The following is a 16,369-nucleotide window of genomic DNA, read 5'->3' on the forward strand; positions in this document are numbered from 1 at the left end:
GTTTCTCGTTGCGTGGGGTGGGTGGTGGTGCGGCGGGTTCTGCCCGTCGGGGGCCGCGTTGGTGGTGGCGTCGGGGGGGGGGGGGGGGGGCCCCCCCCCCCCCCCCCGTGGGGGGGGGGGGGCCCCCCCCCCCCCCCCCCCCCGCCCCCCCCCCCGCTCCCACACAAACAAGGTTGGCATAACACTTGCTCAACCCACGCCATGTGACTGAATTCTCCGATGAATGACGGAATATTGGCATGGCGAAGAGCGACGTAGAGAAAGACCCCGCCGCTAAAGGCAAACTCAAGCTGATCCTGCTGCTGGTGCTGGCATTCGTGCTGGCTATCGGCCTGTCGATCGGTGCCACCTGGTTCTTCCTGCACAAGCCAGAAGACAAGTCGGTCGCCGATCCGGCGCAGGCCGGCAACCTCAAGCCTGCGGCCATCTACGAGCCCCTGGCCCCCGCCTTCGTGGTCAACTTCAACCAGAACGGTCGTCAGCGATTCATGCAGGTGAGCATCACCATGCAGGGTCGCGACCAGGCCGCGCTGGACGCGCTGAAAGTGCACATGCCGGTGATTCGCAACAACCTGGTGATGCTGTTCTCCGGGCAGGGCTTCGACACCCTGGCCAGCCCCGTGGGCCAGGAGATGCTGCGCCAGAAGGCCACCGCCAGCGTCCAGGAAGTGGCACAGAAGGAAGTCGGCAAACCGGTCGTCGACCAGTTGCTGTTCACCAATTTCGTATTGCAGTAGGAGCCACCGATGGCCGTGCAGGACCTGCTGTCCCAGGATGAAATCGATGCCTTGTTGCATGGCGTCGACGATGGGCTGGTACAAACCGAAAGCAACGCCGAACCGGGCAGCATCAAGAGCTATGACCTGACCAGCCAGGACCGCATCGTTCGCGGACGCATGCCGACCCTGGAAATGATCAACGAGCGTTTTGCCCGCTACACCCGGATCAGCATGTTCAACCTGCTGCGCCGCTCCGCCGACGTGGCGGTAGGCGGCGTGCAGGTGATGAAGTTCGGCGAGTACGTGCACTCGCTGTACGTGCCGACCAGCCTGAACCTGGTGAAGATCAAGCCGCTGCGCGGCACCTCGCTGTTCATCCTCGACGCCAAGCTGGTGTTCAAGCTGGTGGACAACTTCTTCGGCGGTGACGGTCGTCACGCCAAGATCGAGGGGCGTGAATTCACCCCGACCGAGCTGCGCGTGGTGCGCATGGTGCTGGACCAGGCCTTCATTGACCTCAAGGAAGCCTGGCAGGCGATCATGCCGGTCACCTTCGAGTACATCAACTCGGAGGTCAACCCGGCCATGGCCAACATCGTCGGCCCGAGCGAGGCGGTGGTGGTCTCGACCTTCCACATCGAACTCGACGGCGGTGGCGGCGACCTGCACGTGACCATGCCGTATTCGATGATCGAGCCGGTGCGCGAAATGCTCGACGCCGGTTTCCAGTCCGACCTGGACGACCAGGACGAGCGCTGGATAAAAGCCCTGCGCGAAGACGTGCTGGACGTCAGCGTGCCGCTCAGCGCCACGGTTGCCCGTCGCCAGTTGAAGCTGCGCGACATCCTGCACATGCAGCCGGGCGACGTGATTCCGGTCGAGATGCCCGAACACCTGGTTCTGCGCGCCAACGGCGTGCCGTCGTTCAAGGCCAAGCTGGGCTCGCACAAGGGCACCCTGGCCCTGCAGATTATCGATCCGATCGAGCGCCGCTGAGCAGCGCCGCCGGTTCCCACTCCGAATTGATTGCCCGTCGAGGACAAAATGGCTAACGAAAACGACTTCACCTCCGTAGACGACCAGGCCCTGGCCGATGAGTGGGCTGCGGCCCTGGAAGAGACCGGTGATGCCGGCCAGGCCGATATCGATGCCTTGTTGGCTGCGGATGTCGGCGGCGGTTCGACGGCCAACAACCGCCTGCCCATGGAAGAGTTCGGCAGCTCGCCGCGCAACAGCGAGAACGTCAGCCTGGAAGGACCGAACCTGGATGTGATCCTGGACATCCCGGTGAGCATTTCCATGGAAGTGGGCAGCACCGAAATCAACATTCGCAACCTGCTGCAGCTCAACCAGGGGTCGGTGATCGAACTGGATCGCCTGGCCGGTGAGCCGCTCGACGTGCTGGTCAACGGCACGCTGATCGCCCATGGCGAGGTGGTGGTGGTCAACGAGAAGTTCGGCATCCGCCTGACCGACGTGATCAGCCCGAGCGAACGCATCAAGAAGCTGCGCTGAGTGAGCCGGCTCCTGCGACGCGGCCTGGCACTGCTGGCCGCCTTCTACGTCGATGTGGCCATGGCCACCGCGCAGCCGGCAGCTGCCGTGGTGGCGCCGAGCGCCGGTGGTAGCGCGGCCGGACAACTGACCCAGTTGGTGCTGGGCCTGCTGCTGGTGCTGGGCTTGATCTTCTTTCTGGCCTGGTTGTTGCGCCGTGTGCAGAACGCAGCGCCCGGCAACGGCCAGGTGATCGAGATCCTCGGCAGTCGCGCCCTGGGACCACGGGATCGCCTGTTGCTGATCCAGGTGGGCAAGGAGCAGATCCTCATCGGTCATACGCCCGGCTCGATCGAGGCCCTGCATGTCATGGCCGAACCGGTCGAAGTGCCTGCCGGTGCCCGCCAGGCAACACCAGAATTCGCCCAGCGCCTGATGGAGCTGATGGGCAAGGATCAGAAGGGTAGGTCGTGATGGGCGCATTGCGCATGATGTTGACGCTGCTGTTGCTGTTGGCAGCGCCATTGGCCGTGGCTGCCGACCCGTTGTCGATCCCGGCGATCACCCTGTCCAGCGGTGCCGACGGCCAGCAGGAATACTCGGTCAGCCTGCAGATCCTGTTGATCATGACGGCGCTGAGTTTCATCCCGGCGTTCGTCATCCTGATGACCAGTTTCACCCGGATCATCATCGTCTTCTCCATCCTGCGCCAGGCCCTGGGCCTGCAGCAGACGCCGTCCAACCAGATCCTCACCGGCATGGCGCTGTTTCTGACCATGTTCATCATGGCCCCGGTGTTCGACCGGGTGAACAAGGATGCCCTGCAGCCCTACCTGAACGAGCAGATGGTGGCCCAGGAAGCGATCGCCAAGGCCCAGGTGCCGCTCAAGGAGTTCATGCTGGCCCAGACCCGCCAGAGCGACCTGGACCTGTTCATGCGCCTGTCCAAGCGCACCGACATCGCCAGTCCCGAGCAGGCGCCGCTGACCATCCTGGTACCGGCCTTCGTCACCTCGGAACTCAAGACCGCCTTCCAGATCGGCTTCATGATCTTCATTCCGTTCCTGATCATCGACCTGGTGGTGGCCAGTGTGCTGATGGCCATGGGTATGATGATGCTGTCGCCGCTGATCATCTCGTTGCCGTTCAAGATCATGCTGTTCGTGCTGGTCGATGGCTGGGCCCTGATCATGGGTACCCTGGCCGGCAGTTTCGGCGGTGTCTGACGCCGCAAGGAGAAGTAGCCCATGACCCCTGAAGTGGCCGTCGACCTGTTTCGCGATGCGTTGTGGCTGACCACCCTGATGGTGGCTGTGCTGGTGGTGCCCAGCCTGCTGGTGGGCCTGGTGGTGGCGATGTTCCAGGCCGCCACCCAGATCAACGAACAGACCCTGAGCTTCCTGCCTCGCCTGCTGGTCATGCTGATCACCCTGATCGTGGCAGGCCCCTGGCTGGTGCAGAAGTTCATGGAGTACATCCTGTCGTTGTACGGCAGCATTCCGCAGCTGATCGGTTGAGTCGTCGATGCTCGAACTGACCGACGCACAGATCGGCACCTGGGTGGCCAGTTTCATCCTGCCGCTGTTTCGCGTTGCCGCCGTGCTGATGACCATGCCGGTATTCGGTACCACCCTGGTGTCGGCGCGCATCCGCTTGTACTTCGCGGTGGCGATTACCGTCGTCATCGTCCCCGCCTTGCCGGCGCTGCCCGAGGTCAATGCCCTGGACCTGAGTGCGCTGCTGCTGATTGCCGAGCAGGTCATCATCGGCGCGTTGCTTGGGCTGTCGTTGCAGCTGTTGTTCCAGGTCTTCGTGGTGGCCGGGCAGATCGTTGCGATCCAGATGGGCATGGGCTTCGCCTCCATGGTCGATCCGGCCAACGGCGTCAACGTGGCAGTGGTCAGCCAGTTCCTGACCATGCTGGTGACCTTGCTGTTCCTGGCCATGAATGGCCATCTGGTGGTGTTCGAGGTGCTGACCGAAAGCTTCACCACCTTGCCCATTGGTGGCGGGTTGCTGGTCAATCACTTCTGGGAAATGGCCGGGCGCCTGGGCTGGGTGTTCGGTGCGGCCTTGCTGTTGGTGCTGCCGGTGATCGCCGCGCTGCTGGTGGTCAATATCGCCTTTGGCGTCATGACCCGCGCCGCGCCGCAGTTGAACATCTTTTCCATCGGCTTTCCGCTGACCCTGGTGTTGGGTCTGCTGATTTTCTGGGTCGGCCTGGCCGACGTTCTTCCTCATTACCAGTCGCTGGCCACCGAAGCGTTGCAGTGGTTGCGTGAACTGGCACGGGCGCGCTGAGCATGGCAGAGAGCGAAAGCGGTCAGGACAAGACAGAAGACCCCACCGAGAAACGCAAGAAGGACTCCCGTGAGAAGGGCGAGGTCGCCCGTTCCAAGGAGCTCAACACCGTCGCCGTGACCCTGGCCGGTGCCGGCGCGTTGCTGGCGTTCGGCGGTGGCCTGGCCGAAACCCTGATGGAGCTGATGCGCATCAACTTCAGCCTGTCGCGCGAGGTGCTGATCGATGAGCGCTCGATGGGGATCTTCCTGCTCGCCTCCGGCAAGATGGCGTTGCTGGCTACCCAGCCGGTGCTGCTGGTGCTGCTGCTGGCGGCAATCATCGGCCCGATTTCGCTGGGAGGCTGGCTGTTCGCCGCCGGCACCCTGGCGCCCAAGTTCAGCCGGATGAACCCGCTGTCGGGGCTCAAGCGCATGTTCTCCATGCATGCGCTGGTCGAGCTGATCAAGGCGTTGGCCAAGTTTTTCGTGATCCTGCTGGTGGCCCTGGCGGTGCTGGCCTCGGACCGCGACGACCTGTTGGCCATCGCCAACGAGCCCATCGAGCAGGCGATTATCCACAGTGTCCAGGTGGTGGGCTGGAGCGCCTTGTGGATGGCGGCGGGCTTGCTGTTGATCGCGGCGGTGGATGCACCGTTCCAGCTGTGGCAGGCGCTGAACAAGCTGAAGATGACCAAGCAGGAAGTGCGCGACGAGTACAAGGACAGCGAGGGTAAGCCGGAAGTGAAGCAGCGCATTCGCCAACTGCAGCGTGAGGCGGCGCAGCGGCGGATGATGGCGGCGGTTCCGGAGGCGGACGTGATCATCACCAACCCGACCCACTATGCCGTGGCCCTCAAGTACGATCCGCAGAAGGGCTCTGCGCCGCTGCTGCTGGCCAAGGGCGCGGATTTCCTCGCCCTGAAGATTCGCGAAATTGCCCGGGAGCACAAGATCCAGGTGCTCGAATCGCCGGCCCTGGCGCGTTCGATCTACTATTCCACAGAGCTCGAAGAAGAAATTCCTGCGGGGCTGTACCTGGCCGTCGCCCAGGTATTGGCCTACGTCTACCAGATCCGCCAGTACCAGGCCGGCAAGGGCAAGGCGCCCGAGCCACTCAAGGAGCCGCCGATTCCGCCGGACCTGCGTCGCGATTGAGTTCCTTTCGCGGGGCAAGCCCGCTCCTACAGGTGCTGTAGGATAGGGCTTGCCCCGCGATCCAGTCACCTCAATTTCCAAAGTTGGAAAGCTTTTTGCAAAGAGCAGCGCAACGCACGTCGTTCGCGTCAAAGTTTTGCTTGAGCTCAACGAGGAATACCGGTGGATCGCTCTCAGTTAATCAGCAGTGCCCGTAACAACCTGGCCGGGTTGGGTCGGGGCAATCTGGGCGTGCCGTTGCTGCTGCTGGTGATGCTGGCAATGATGATGTTGCCGATCCCGCCGTTCTTGCTCGACGTGTTCTTCACCTTCAACATCGCCTTGTCGATCGTGGTCCTGCTGGTCTGCGTCTATGCCCTGCGGCCCCTGGATTTTGCCGCCTTCCCGACCATCCTGCTGGTGGCGACCCTGTTGCGCCTGGCCCTGAACGTGGCCTCCACGCGGGTGGTGATGCTCCATGGTCACGATGGTCACGCCGCCGCTGGTAAGGTGATCCAGGCCTTCGGCGAGGTGGTGATCGGCGGCAACTACGTGGTCGGTATCGTGGTCTTCGCGATCCTGATGATCATCAACTTCGTGGTGGTGACCAAAGGCGCCGGGCGGATTTCCGAGGTGAGCGCGCGCTTCACCCTCGATGCCATGCCCGGCAAGCAGATGGCCATCGACGCTGACCTCAACGCCGGCCTGATCGACCAGGCCCAGGCCAAGTCGCGCCGCGCCGAGGTGGCCCAGGAGGCCGAGTTCTACGGTTCGATGGACGGTGCCAGCAAGTTCGTCCGCGGTGACGCCATCGCAGGCCTCTTGATCCTCTTCATCAACCTGATCGGCGGCATGGCCGTCGGCATGTTCCAGCACAACATGGCCTTCGCCGACGCCGGCAAGGTGTATGCGTTGCTGACCATCGGTGACGGTTTGGTGGCGCAATTGCCATCACTGCTGCTGTCCACCGCCGCCGCGATCATGGTGACCCGTGCCTCCGGTTCCGAGGACATGGGCAGGCAGATCAACCGGCAGATGTTCGATTCGCCCAAGGCCCTGGCCGTTTCGGCCGGCCTGATGATCGTCATGGGCCTGGTGCCGGGCATGCCGCATATCGCCTTCATCAGCCTCGGCCTGCTGGCCGGTGGTGGTGCCTACCTGGTCTGGCGCAAGCAGAACCAGGCCAAGGTCAAGGCCCTGGAGGAGGTCCAGCGCCAGCAGGACCAGTTGCCATCGCCACAGCGCGCCCTGGAAACCAAGGAACTGGGCTGGGACGACGTCACCCCGATCGACATGATCGGCCTGGAAGTGGGCTATCGCCTGATTCCGCTGGTGGACCGCAACCAGGGCGGCCAGTTGCTGGCGCGGATCAAGGGCGTGCGCAAGAAGCTGTCCCAGGACCTGGGCTTTCTGATGCCCACGGTGCACATCCGCGACAACCTCGACCTGGCCCCCAGTGCCTACCGCCTGACCCTGATGGGCGTGATCCTGGCCGAGGCAGAGATCTACCCGGATCGGGAGCTTGCGATCAACCCCGGGCAAGTGTTCGGTACCCTCAACGGCATCGCCGCCCGCGACCCGGCCTTTGGCCTGGAAGCGGTGTGGATCGACGTCAACCAGCGCAGCCAGGCGCAGTCGCTGGGCTACACCGTGGTCGATGCCAGCACGGTGGTCGCCACCCACCTGAACCAGATCCTGCACAAGCACTGCCACGAGCTGATTGGCCACGAAGAGGTCCAGCAACTGCTGCAGGTGCTGGCCAAGGCGTCACCTAAACTTGCCGAAGAGTTGGTGCCGGGTGTCATTTCGTTGTCGGGCCTGCTCAAGGTCCTGCAGGCGCTGCTGGCCGAGCAGGTGCCGGTGCGCGATATCCGCAGCATTGCCGAGGCAATCGCCAACAATGCGGCCAAGAGTCAAGATACCGCCGCGCTGGTCGCCGTGGTGCGCGTCGGATTGTGTCGCGCCATCGTGCAAAGCATTGTCGGCGTTGAGTCCGAGCTGCCTGTGATCACCCTTGAGCCAAGGTTGGAACAGATTTTGCTCAATAGTCTGCAAAGGGCCGGGCAAGGTCAGGAAGACGGTGTTCTTCTGGAGCCGAGCATGGCCGAAAAGCTTCAGCGTTCGTTGATCGAAGCGGCCCAGCGTCAGGAGATGCAGGGGCAGCCGGCGATCCTCCTGGTCGCAGGACCGGTACGGGCAATGCTGTCGCGCTTCGGCCGCCTGGCTGTACCGAATTTGCATGTTTTGGCGTATCAGGAAATACCTGACAACAAGCAAGTCACCATCGTTGCCACAGTAGGCCCCAACGGCTGAGGTAGTGGGTTATGCAAGTTAAGCGTTTTTTCGCCGCCGATATGCGTCAGGCCATGAAGCTGGTTCGAGATGAGCTGGGGGCTGACGCCGCCATCATCGGCAACCGACGGATTGCTGGCGGTGTCGAGCTGACGGCTGCGCTGGACTACAAGCTGTCCGCCCTGGCGCCACGGGTTCCGAATGTCGAGCTCGAAGTCGAACTGCGCAAGACCCAGTCGCGCATCGTCACCGCCCAGGCCGAACTCGGCAGTCGCAGCGAAAGCGAGGACGGCAACCGCCAATTGTTTGCCGGGCTGCCGCTGACCGCCTCGGAGCCTTTGGTCGAGCCTCATGTCGACGAGCCTGTCGCCCCGGCTGTTGCGCCTGCCGCGCCGGTCGACCCACGCCTGTTCGATGCCATGCGCTCGGAGCTCAGCGGTCTGCGCGAGCTGCTCGAAGTTCAACTCGGCTCCCTGGCCTGGAGCCAGCTGCAAGGCAACCAGCCGCAACAGGCCAACCTCTGGCGGCGCCTGCAGCGTATCGGCCTGTCCGGTCCGCTGGCGCGCGAACTGCTCGACCAGACCGTCGGTATCGATGAGCAGCGCCATGCCTGGCGCATGCTGCTCGCGCACCTGGCACGGCGGATCGAGGTGCCGGAAATCGAGCCGATCGAAGAGGGCGGGGTGATTGCCATGGTCGGCCCGGCCGGCATGGGCAAGACCACGACCCTGGCCAAGCTCGCGGCGCGTTACGTGCTCAAGTACGGCGCGCAGAACCTGGCCCTGGTGAGCATGGACAGTTTCCGCATCGGTGCCCAGGAGCAGCTCAAGACCCTGGGGCGGATCCTCAACGTTTCGGTGACCCACGTCGACCCGGGCCAGTCCCTGGCCCAGGCGCTGGAGCCGCTGCTGCGCAAGCGCGTGGTGCTGATCGATACCGCCGGCCTGCAGGCCAGCGACCCGGCCCTGCGCATGCAGCTGGAGACCCTTGCCGGTCGCGGCATTGCCGCCAGGAATTACCTGGTGCTGGCAACGACCAGCCAGAAGCAGGTGCTCACCGCCGCCTACCACAGCTACAAGCGCTGCGGACTGGCCGGGTGCATCCTGACCAAACTCGATGAAACGGCCAGCCTGGGCGAAGTCCTGAGCCTGGCCATCAGTCATGAACTGCCAGTGGCCTATCTTACTGACGGGCCACGCATTCCTGACGATCTGCACTTGCCGCGCCGCCACCAGCTGGTCAGCCGCGCCGTGAGCGTGCAGATGCAGGACGAGCCCAGCGAAGAGGCCATGGCCGATATGTTCGCTGATCTCTACCACAGCTCCGGCAAACGTGTCGGCTGAGGTGATTGTGAAGACGTTGCAAAGTATCTGCATAGATGGTCTGCCATGCATTTTTCAGGTGTTGAAAGCGCAGCCGTTCATGTGGCCTCGGTCTAAGCAAGACAAGGTAATGAACAAACATGGGTAGCATGCATCCCGTACAGGTGATCGCCGTAACTGGCGGCAAAGGTGGCGTCGGCAAGACCAACGTGTCGGTAAACCTGTCATTGGCGTTGGCAGAGCTTGGCCGTCGGGTCATGCTGCTGGACGCCGACCTGGGTCTGGCCAACGTCGACGTTCTGCTGGGCCTGACCCCGAAACGGACCCTGGCCGATGTGATCGAAGGCCGCTGCGAACTGCGCGACGTGTTGTTGCAGGGGCCGGGCGGCGTGCGCATCGTGCCGGCTGCCTCCGGCACCCAGAGCATGGTGCACCTGGCGCCGGCCCAGCACGCCGGTCTGATCCAGGCCTTCAGCGAAATCGGCGACAACCTCGATGTGCTGGTGATCGACACCGCTGCGGGTATCGGTGACTCGGTAGTCAGCTTCGTGCGCGCGGCCCAGGAAGTGCTGCTGGTGGTGTGCGACGAGCCCACCTCCATCACCGACGCCTACGCGCTGATCAAACTGCTCAACCGCGACTACGGCATGAACCGTTTCCGCGTCCTGGCCAACATGGCGCAGAGCCCGCAGGAAGGGCGCAACCTGTTCGCCAAGTTGACCAAGGTCACGGATCGTTTCCTGGACGTGGCCCTACAATACGTCGGCGCGGTGCCGTACGACGAATGCGTGCGCAAGGCGGTGCAGAAGCAGCGTGCGGTCTATGAAGCCTTCCCGCGCTCCAAGTGCGCGCTGGCGTTCAAGGCCATTGCCCAGAAGGTCGACAGCTGGCCGCTGCCTGCCAACCCGCGTGGCCACCTTGAGTTTTTCGTCGAGCGCCTGGTGCAGCCGACGAGTGCGGGACCTGTGCTATGAATGCCAGCGGATACCGGATGTACTGCAAGGCTTCACGCGATGCCCAATACGAATTGATCGAGCGCTACGCGCCCCTGGTCAAGCGCATCGCCTACCACTTGCTGGCGCGCTTGCCGGCCAGTGTGCAGGTGGAGGATCTGATCCAGGCCGGGATGATCGGCCTGCTCGAAGTCGCCAACAAGTACGACGCGAGCAAGGGTGCCAGTTTCGAAACCTATGCCGGTATCCGGATCCGCGGGGCAATGCTCGATGAAGTGCGCAAGGGCGACTGGGCACCGCGTTCGGTGCACCGCAACACCCGCATGGTCAGTGACGCGATTCGCGCCATTGAAGCAAAAACCGGCCGCGATGCTAAAGATCACGAGGTTGCTGCCGAACTCCAATTGAGTCTCGATGATTACTACGGGATTCTGAACGACACCCTGGGCAGCCGCCTGTTCAGCTTCGACGACCTGTTGCAGGACGGCGAACATGAAGGCCTGCACGAGGATGGCGCCAGTGCCCAGCTCGAGCCTTCGCGCGACCTGGAAGACGAGCGCTTTCAGAAGGCCCTGGCCGAGGCCATTGCCAACCTGCCGGAGCGCGAGCGTCTGGTACTGGCGCTGTATTACGACGAGGAGCTGAACCTCAAGGAAATCGGCGAGGTGCTGGGGGTCAGCGAGTCACGTGTCAGCCAGTTGCACAGCCAGTGCGCGGCGCGTCTGCGCAGTCGCCTGGGAGAATGGCGGGCGCGTTGAACGCAGGTTCGATGCAGTCGCGAAATGCATTACCCGAATTGATTGAATGCGCGTTCAGCGCTGAGCGCGTCTAAGACTGCTTGGAGGTCTAATTGAACAAAGACATGAAAATCCTCATCGTCGACGATTTCTCGACGATGCGGCGGATCATCAAGAACCTGCTGCGCGACCTGGGCTTCACCAACACCCAGGAAGCCGATGACGGCAACACCGCGTTGCCGATGCTCGAAAGCGGTCATTTCGATTTCCTCGTGACCGACTGGAACATGCCTGGCATGTCCGGTATCGACCTGCTGCGCAAAGTGCGCGCCGATGAACGCCTCAAGCACCTGCCGGTGCTGATGGTGACTGCCGAGGCCAAGCGCGAGCAGATCATCGAAGCGGCCCAGGCCGGCGTCAACGGCTATGTGGTCAAGCCGTTCACCGCACAGGTGCTCAAAGAAAAGATCGAGAAGATCTTCGAGCGCGTGAACAGCTAAGACTCGCCACGGGGGCGCTATGGAGCAATCACATTCATCCTTGGGCGAGTTCGAGTCGACGCTGAAAAAACATGCCCAGGAGCTGGTCGACAGCCTTGAGCGAGGCAAATTCGGCGACGCGGTGCAACTGATCCATCAGCTGAACCAGACCCGAGACCGTGGCCTGTACCAGGAAGTCGGCAAACTGACCCGCGAGCTGCACAGCGCGATCGTCAGTTTCCAGATCGACCCGCACATGCCGCAGGCCGAGGAAGTGTCGCAGATCACCGACGCCACCGAGCGCCTGTCCTATGTGGTCAAGCTGACCGAGGGTGCGGCCAACCGCACCATGGACCTGGTCGAGGCCAGCACGCCGGTACTCAACGAGCTGAGCGACGAAGCCCGGGCCTTGAGTGTCGACTGGCAGCGCTTCATGCGCCGCGAAGTGGCGGCGCCTGAGTTTCGCGAGCTGGCCCGGCGCGTCGACAGTTTCCTGACGCGCAGCGAGGCGGGTAACCGCAAGGTCGCCGGCCACCTCAACGACATTCTGTTGGCTCAGGACTATCAGGACCTCACCGGTCAGGTGATCAAGCGCGTCACCGCGCTGGTCACCGAAGTAGAAAGCAATCTGCTCAAGCTCGTGCTGATGGCCAGTCAAGTCGACCGTTTTGCCGGTATCGAACATGACCACCAGCAGCTGCGTGCTGAAAAAGATCAAGAAAAACATCCGACTCGGGGTGAAGGTCCGCAGATTCATGCCGATAAGCGTGAAGACGTCGTGTCCGGTCAGGACGATGTCGACGATCTGCTGTCCAGTCTGGGTTTTTAGGGAGCACGTTTAATGAGCTTCGGCGCCGATGAAGAAATCCTCCAGGATTTTCTGGTAGAAGCCGGCGAGATTCTTGAGCAACTGTCCGAGCAACTGGTCGAGCTGGAAAGCCGTCCCGATGATGCCGACCTGCTCAATGCGATCTTTCGCGGTTTTCACACTGTAAAAGGGGGCGCCGGCTTCCTCCAGCTCAACGAGTTGGTGGAGTGCTGCCATATCGCCGAGAACGTCTTCGACATCCTGCGCAAGGGTGAACGTCGCGTCGACGCCGAGCTGATGGACGTGGTCCTGGAAGCCCTGGACACGGTCAACAGCATGTTCGGCCAGGTGCGCGAGCGCAGTGAGATCACCCCGGCCACCCCTGAGCTGCTGGCGGCGCTGTCGCGCCTGGCCGAGCCGGGTGGCGCCGAGCAGGCACCGGCGCCTGAGCCGGTGGTCGAGGCCGCGCCCGAGGCGCAAGCCGAAGCAGACATCACCGACACTGAATTCGAACAGTTGCTCGACTCGCTCAACGCGGTCAAGGCCGAAGCTGAAGCACAGGTGCAGGCACCTGCCGCCGCCAGCGACGAAATCACCGACGCCGAGTTCGAGTCGCTGCTCGACCAATTGCACGGCAAGGGCCAGTTCGCTCCCGAGGGGCTGGCTGCTCCGGCGCCTGCGCCCGTGGCCGCCCAGAGTGATAGCGACGAGATCACCGACGACGAGTTCGAGGCGCTGCTCGACCAGTTGCATGGCAAGGGTACCTTCGCCGTCGACGCCTTGCCCGCGGCTGCGGCACCGGCCCAGGCGTCGGCGCCGGCCGCTGCTGACGATCACATCACCGAGCACGAGTTCGAAGCGCTGCTCGATGAACTGCACGGCAAGGGCAAGTTCGCGCCCGACAGCGTTGCCGCTGCTCCGGCTGCAACTGCGGCTGTAGCTGCAAAGCCCGCACCTGCACCCGCACCGGCTGCGGCCAAGCCTGCCGCCGCACCAGTGCCTGCCGCCGCCCCGACCAAGGCGGCTGCGCCCGCGCCGGCCCGACAGGCCGCCCCGGCTGCCGACAAGGCCGCCAGCGAAGCGGAAACCACCGTGCGGGTCGATACCGCGCGCCTGGACGAGATCATGAACATGGTCGGCGAACTGGTGCTGGTGCGTAACCGCCTGGTGCGCCTGGGCCTGAACAGCGGCGATGAGGCCATGTCCAAGGCCGTGTCGAACCTGGACGTGGTCACCGCCGACCTGCAGACCGCGGTGATGAAGACCCGCATGCAGCCGATCAAGAAGGTCTTCGGGCGCTTCCCGCGCCTGGTTCGTGACCTGGCCCGGCAGTTGAAGAAAGAGATCAACCTGGAACTGGTCGGTGAAGAAACCGACCTGGACAAGAACCTCGTCGAGGCCCTGGCCGACCCGTTGGTGCACCTGGTGCGCAACGCCGTCGACCACGGCATCGAAACCCCTGAAGAACGCGAAGCGTCGGGCAAGGCCCGGGGTGGCAAGGTGGTGCTCTCGGCCGAGCAGGAAGGCGACCATATCCTGTTGTCGATTTCCGACGACGGCAAGGGCATGGATCCCAACGTGCTGCGCGCCAAGGCGGTAGAGAAGGGCCTGATGGACAAGGATGCGGCCGATCGCCTGAGCGAGTCGGACTGCTACAACCTGATCTTCGCCCCGGGTTTCTCGACCAAGACCGAGATCTCCGACGTGTCCGGTCGTGGCGTGGGCATGGACGTTGTGAAAACCAAGATTTCCCAGCTCAACGGCTCGATCAACATTTTCTCGGCCAAGGGCCAGGGCTCGAAGATCGTCATCAAGGTGCCGCTGACCCTGGCGATCATGCCGACCCTGATGGTCATGCTCGGCAACCAGGCCTTCGCCTTCCCGCTGGTCAACGTCAACGAGATCTTCCACCTGGACCTGTCGCGCACCAACGTGGTCGACGGCCAGGAAGTGGTGATCGTGCGCGACAAGGCCTTGCCGTTGTTCTACCTCAAACGTTGGCTGGTCAGTTCCGCCGCTCATGAAGAGCAGCGCGAGGGCCACGTGGTGATCCTTTCGGTGGGCACCCAGCGGATCGGCTTCGTCGTCGATCAACTGGTGGGCCAGGAAGAAGTGGTCATCAAGCCGCTGGGCAAGATGCTCCAGGGCACGCCGGGCATGTCGGGCGCCACCATCACCGGTGACGGGCGCATTGCGCTGATCCTCGACGTACCGAGCATGCTCAAGCGTTACGCTGCCCGGCGTATTTGATTCTGGTGGCGCGGCCCGCACGCCGCGCCCCCTAATGGAGTGTTTATGGCAGTCAAGGTCCTGGTGGTGGATGATTCCGGTTTCTTCCGCCGCCGTGTCTCGGAAATTCTTTCAGCGGACCCGACTATCCAGGTCGTGGGCACCGCGACCAACGGCAAGGAAGCGATCGACCAGGCACTGTCGCTCAAGCCCGATGTCATCACCATGGACTACGAAATGCCCATGATGGATGGCATCACCGCTGTGCGTCACATCATGCAGCGTTGCCCGACCCCGGTGTTGATGTTCTCCTCGCTGACCCACGAAGGCGCGCGGGTAACCCTCGATGCCCTGGATGCCGGGGCCGTCGATTACCTGCCGAAGAACTTCGAAGACATCTCCCGCAATCCGGAGAAGGTCAAGCAGCTGTTGTGCGAAAAGGTCCATACCATTTCCCGCAGCAACCGTCGCTCCAGTGCCTACGCCAGTCCCGCGCCGGCACCGCAGCCGGCCGCGCACCCAGCGCCGAGCGTCAGCAGCCTGGGCACCAGCCCCGCGCCGCGCGCCAGCGCGCCGGTGCGTGCAGCGGCCGCGACCTCGCCGGCGCCCAAGCGCAAGCCGTACAAGCTGGTGGCCATAGGCACCTCCACTGGTGGGCCGGTGGCGCTGCAGCGGGTCCTGACCCAGCTGCCGGCCAGCTTCCCGGCACCGATCGTGCTGATCCAGCACATGCCGGCAGCCTTCACCAAGGCTTTTGCCGAGCGCCTGGACAAGCTGTGCAAGATCCGCGTCAAGGAAGCCGAGGACGGCGACATGCTGCGTCCGGGCCTCGCTCTGCTGGCACCCGGTGGCAAGCAGATGATGGTCGACGGACGCGGTGCGGTGAAGATCCTGCCAGGTGACGAGCGCCTGAACTACAAGCCATGCGTGGACATCACCTTCGGCTCCGCGGCCAAATCCTACGGCGACAAGGTGCTCTCGGTGGTACTCACCGGCATGGGCGCCGACGGTCGTGAAGGCGCGCGCCTGCTCAAGCAGGGCGGCAGCACGGTCTGGGCCCAGGATGAAGCCAGTTGCGTGATCTATGGCATGCCCATGGCCATCGTCAAGGCCAACCTGGCCGATGCGGTCTACAGCCTGGACGAGATCGGCAAGCACCTGGTCGAGGCGTGCGTCTGATGGATGTCCTGAGCCTTATCGGCATCATCCTGGCGTTCGTTGCCATCGTCGGTGGCAACTTCCTCGAAGGCGGCCACCTGACGGCCCTGATCAACGGCCCGGCGGCCCTGATCGTGCTCGGTGGTACCCTGGCCGCGGCGCTGTTGCAAACGCCCATGAGCGCCTTCAAGCGGGCGCTGCAGATCGTGCGCTGGATTCTCTTTCCGCCGCGTATCGACCTGGCCGGTGGCATCGACCGGGTGGTCAACTGGAGCCTGACCGCGCGCAAGGAAGGCCTGCTGGGCCTGGAAGGCGTGGCCGATGCCGAGCCGGATCCCTATGCGCGCAAGGGCCTGCAGTTGCTGGTCGATGGCGCCGAACCCGAGGCCATCCGCAGCATCCTCGAAGTGGATTTCTACACCCAGGAAAGCCGGGATATCCAGGCGGCCAAGGTGTTCGAGTGCATGGGCGGCTATGCGCCGACCATCGGTATCATCGGCGCAGTGATGGGCCTGATCCATGTCATGGGCAACCTGGCCGATCCGTCACAGCTGGGCAACGGTATCGCCGTGGCCTTTGTCGCCACCATCTATGGCGTGGCCAGTGCCAACCTGATCCTGCTGCCGATCGCCAACAAGCTCAAGGCCCTGGCCATGCGTCAGTCGCGCTACCGGGAAATGCTCCTGGAAGGCTTGCTGTCGATCGCCGAGGGCGAGAACCCGCGCTCGATCGAGCTGAAGCTTCAGGGCTTCATGGAGTAAC

Annotated in this window: 17 protein-coding genes; all 17 read left to right on the top strand. The window is 63.4% G+C overall.

Annotation, left to right across the window (positions count from 1 at the left end; all coding sequences use genetic code 11):
- Positions 1-239: 239 nt before the first annotated feature.
- The 17 genes from fliL (at position 240) to ACIQUS_RS19345 (ending at position 16,368) form a co-directional block, all read left to right on the top strand.
- The gene (gene fliL, locus ACIQUS_RS19265) at positions 240-737 is read left to right on the top strand and encodes a flagellar basal body-associated protein FliL (protein ID WP_403049869.1); all 498 of its coding nucleotides are present in this window, start codon (positions 240-242) and stop codon (positions 735-737) included.
- Between the two features lie 9 nt (positions 738-746).
- On the top strand, positions 747-1,715 hold the full coding sequence (gene fliM, locus ACIQUS_RS19270; protein ID WP_403049872.1) for a flagellar motor switch protein FliM: 969 nt from the start codon (positions 747-749) through the stop codon (positions 1,713-1,715).
- Between the two features lie 48 nt (positions 1,716-1,763).
- Positions 1,764-2,234 (top strand): flagellar motor switch protein FliN, encoded by a 471-nt coding sequence (gene fliN / locus ACIQUS_RS19275; RefSeq protein ID WP_403049875.1) that lies wholly within the window; start codon positions 1,764-1,766, stop codon positions 2,232-2,234.
- A 60-nt stretch (positions 2,235-2,294) separates the two neighbouring features.
- Positions 2,295-2,687 carry a flagellar biosynthetic protein FliO gene (gene fliO / locus ACIQUS_RS19280; RefSeq protein WP_403050224.1) on the top strand — a complete coding sequence of 131 codons (393 nt, stop codon included), beginning with the start codon at positions 2,295-2,297 and terminating at the stop codon, positions 2,685-2,687.
- Complete coding sequence (gene fliP / locus ACIQUS_RS19285) at positions 2,687-3,439, top strand: flagellar type III secretion system pore protein FliP (protein WP_285865579.1); 753 nt, start codon at positions 2,687-2,689, stop codon at positions 3,437-3,439. The genes fliO and fliP overlap by 1 nt, the downstream gene beginning before the upstream one ends.
- 21 nt (positions 3,440-3,460) lie before the next feature.
- Complete coding sequence (gene fliQ / locus ACIQUS_RS19290; RefSeq protein ID WP_403049879.1) at positions 3,461-3,730, top strand: flagellar biosynthesis protein FliQ; 270 nt, start codon at positions 3,461-3,463, stop codon at positions 3,728-3,730.
- Between the two features lie 7 nt (positions 3,731-3,737).
- Positions 3,738-4,514, top strand: coding sequence for a flagellar biosynthetic protein FliR (gene fliR / locus ACIQUS_RS19295; protein ID WP_403049882.1), 777 nt, complete (start codon positions 3,738-3,740; stop codon positions 4,512-4,514).
- 2 nt (positions 4,515-4,516) lie between these two features.
- A complete protein-coding gene (gene flhB, locus ACIQUS_RS19300) occupies positions 4,517-5,650 on the top strand; it encodes a flagellar biosynthesis protein FlhB (RefSeq protein ID WP_403049885.1) in 1,134 nt (377 codons plus the stop codon).
- 162 nt (positions 5,651-5,812) lie between these two features.
- Complete coding sequence (gene flhA, locus ACIQUS_RS19305) at positions 5,813-7,942, top strand: flagellar biosynthesis protein FlhA (RefSeq protein WP_403049889.1); 2,130 nt, start codon at positions 5,813-5,815, stop codon at positions 7,940-7,942.
- Between the two features lie 11 nt (positions 7,943-7,953).
- Positions 7,954-9,264, top strand: a complete 1,311-nt coding sequence (gene flhF, locus ACIQUS_RS19310; RefSeq protein ID WP_403049892.1) for a flagellar biosynthesis protein FlhF — start codon at positions 7,954-7,956, stop codon at positions 9,262-9,264.
- A 119-nt stretch (positions 9,265-9,383) separates the two neighbouring features.
- Positions 9,384-10,217, top strand: a complete 834-nt coding sequence (gene fleN, locus ACIQUS_RS19315; RefSeq protein ID WP_016393812.1) for a flagellar synthesis regulator FleN — start codon at positions 9,384-9,386, stop codon at positions 10,215-10,217.
- Positions 10,214-10,954, top strand: a complete 741-nt coding sequence (fliA, locus tag ACIQUS_RS19320) for an RNA polymerase sigma factor FliA (RefSeq protein WP_285865441.1) — start codon at positions 10,214-10,216, stop codon at positions 10,952-10,954. The genes fleN and fliA overlap by 4 nt, the downstream gene beginning before the upstream one ends.
- 104 nt (positions 10,955-11,058) lie before the next feature.
- Positions 11,059-11,433 carry a chemotaxis response regulator CheY gene (locus tag ACIQUS_RS19325; RefSeq protein WP_036990294.1) on the top strand — a complete coding sequence of 125 codons (375 nt, stop codon included), beginning with the start codon at positions 11,059-11,061 and terminating at the stop codon, positions 11,431-11,433.
- A 19-nt stretch (positions 11,434-11,452) separates the two neighbouring features.
- Positions 11,453-12,241 carry a protein phosphatase CheZ gene (locus ACIQUS_RS19330; RefSeq protein ID WP_403049897.1) on the top strand — a complete coding sequence of 263 codons (789 nt, stop codon included), beginning with the start codon at positions 11,453-11,455 and terminating at the stop codon, positions 12,239-12,241.
- A gap of 12 nt (positions 12,242-12,253) precedes the next feature.
- Complete coding sequence (locus ACIQUS_RS19335) at positions 12,254-14,470, top strand: chemotaxis protein CheA (protein WP_403049900.1); 2,217 nt, start codon at positions 12,254-12,256, stop codon at positions 14,468-14,470.
- Positions 14,471-14,515: 45 nt separating this feature from the next.
- Complete coding sequence (locus ACIQUS_RS19340; RefSeq protein ID WP_403049903.1) at positions 14,516-15,628, top strand: chemotaxis response regulator protein-glutamate methylesterase; 1,113 nt, start codon at positions 14,516-14,518, stop codon at positions 15,626-15,628.
- Positions 15,628-16,368, top strand: coding sequence for a flagellar motor protein (locus ACIQUS_RS19345; RefSeq protein WP_403049906.1), 741 nt, complete (start codon positions 15,628-15,630; stop codon positions 16,366-16,368). Before ACIQUS_RS19340 ends, ACIQUS_RS19345 begins: the two co-directional genes overlap by 1 nt.
- Position 16,369 lies beyond the last annotated feature (1 nt).

This window comes from Pseudomonas sp. NPDC090755, from assembly GCF_044769005.1.
Classification (GTDB): domain Bacteria; phylum Pseudomonadota; class Gammaproteobacteria; order Pseudomonadales; family Pseudomonadaceae; genus Aquipseudomonas.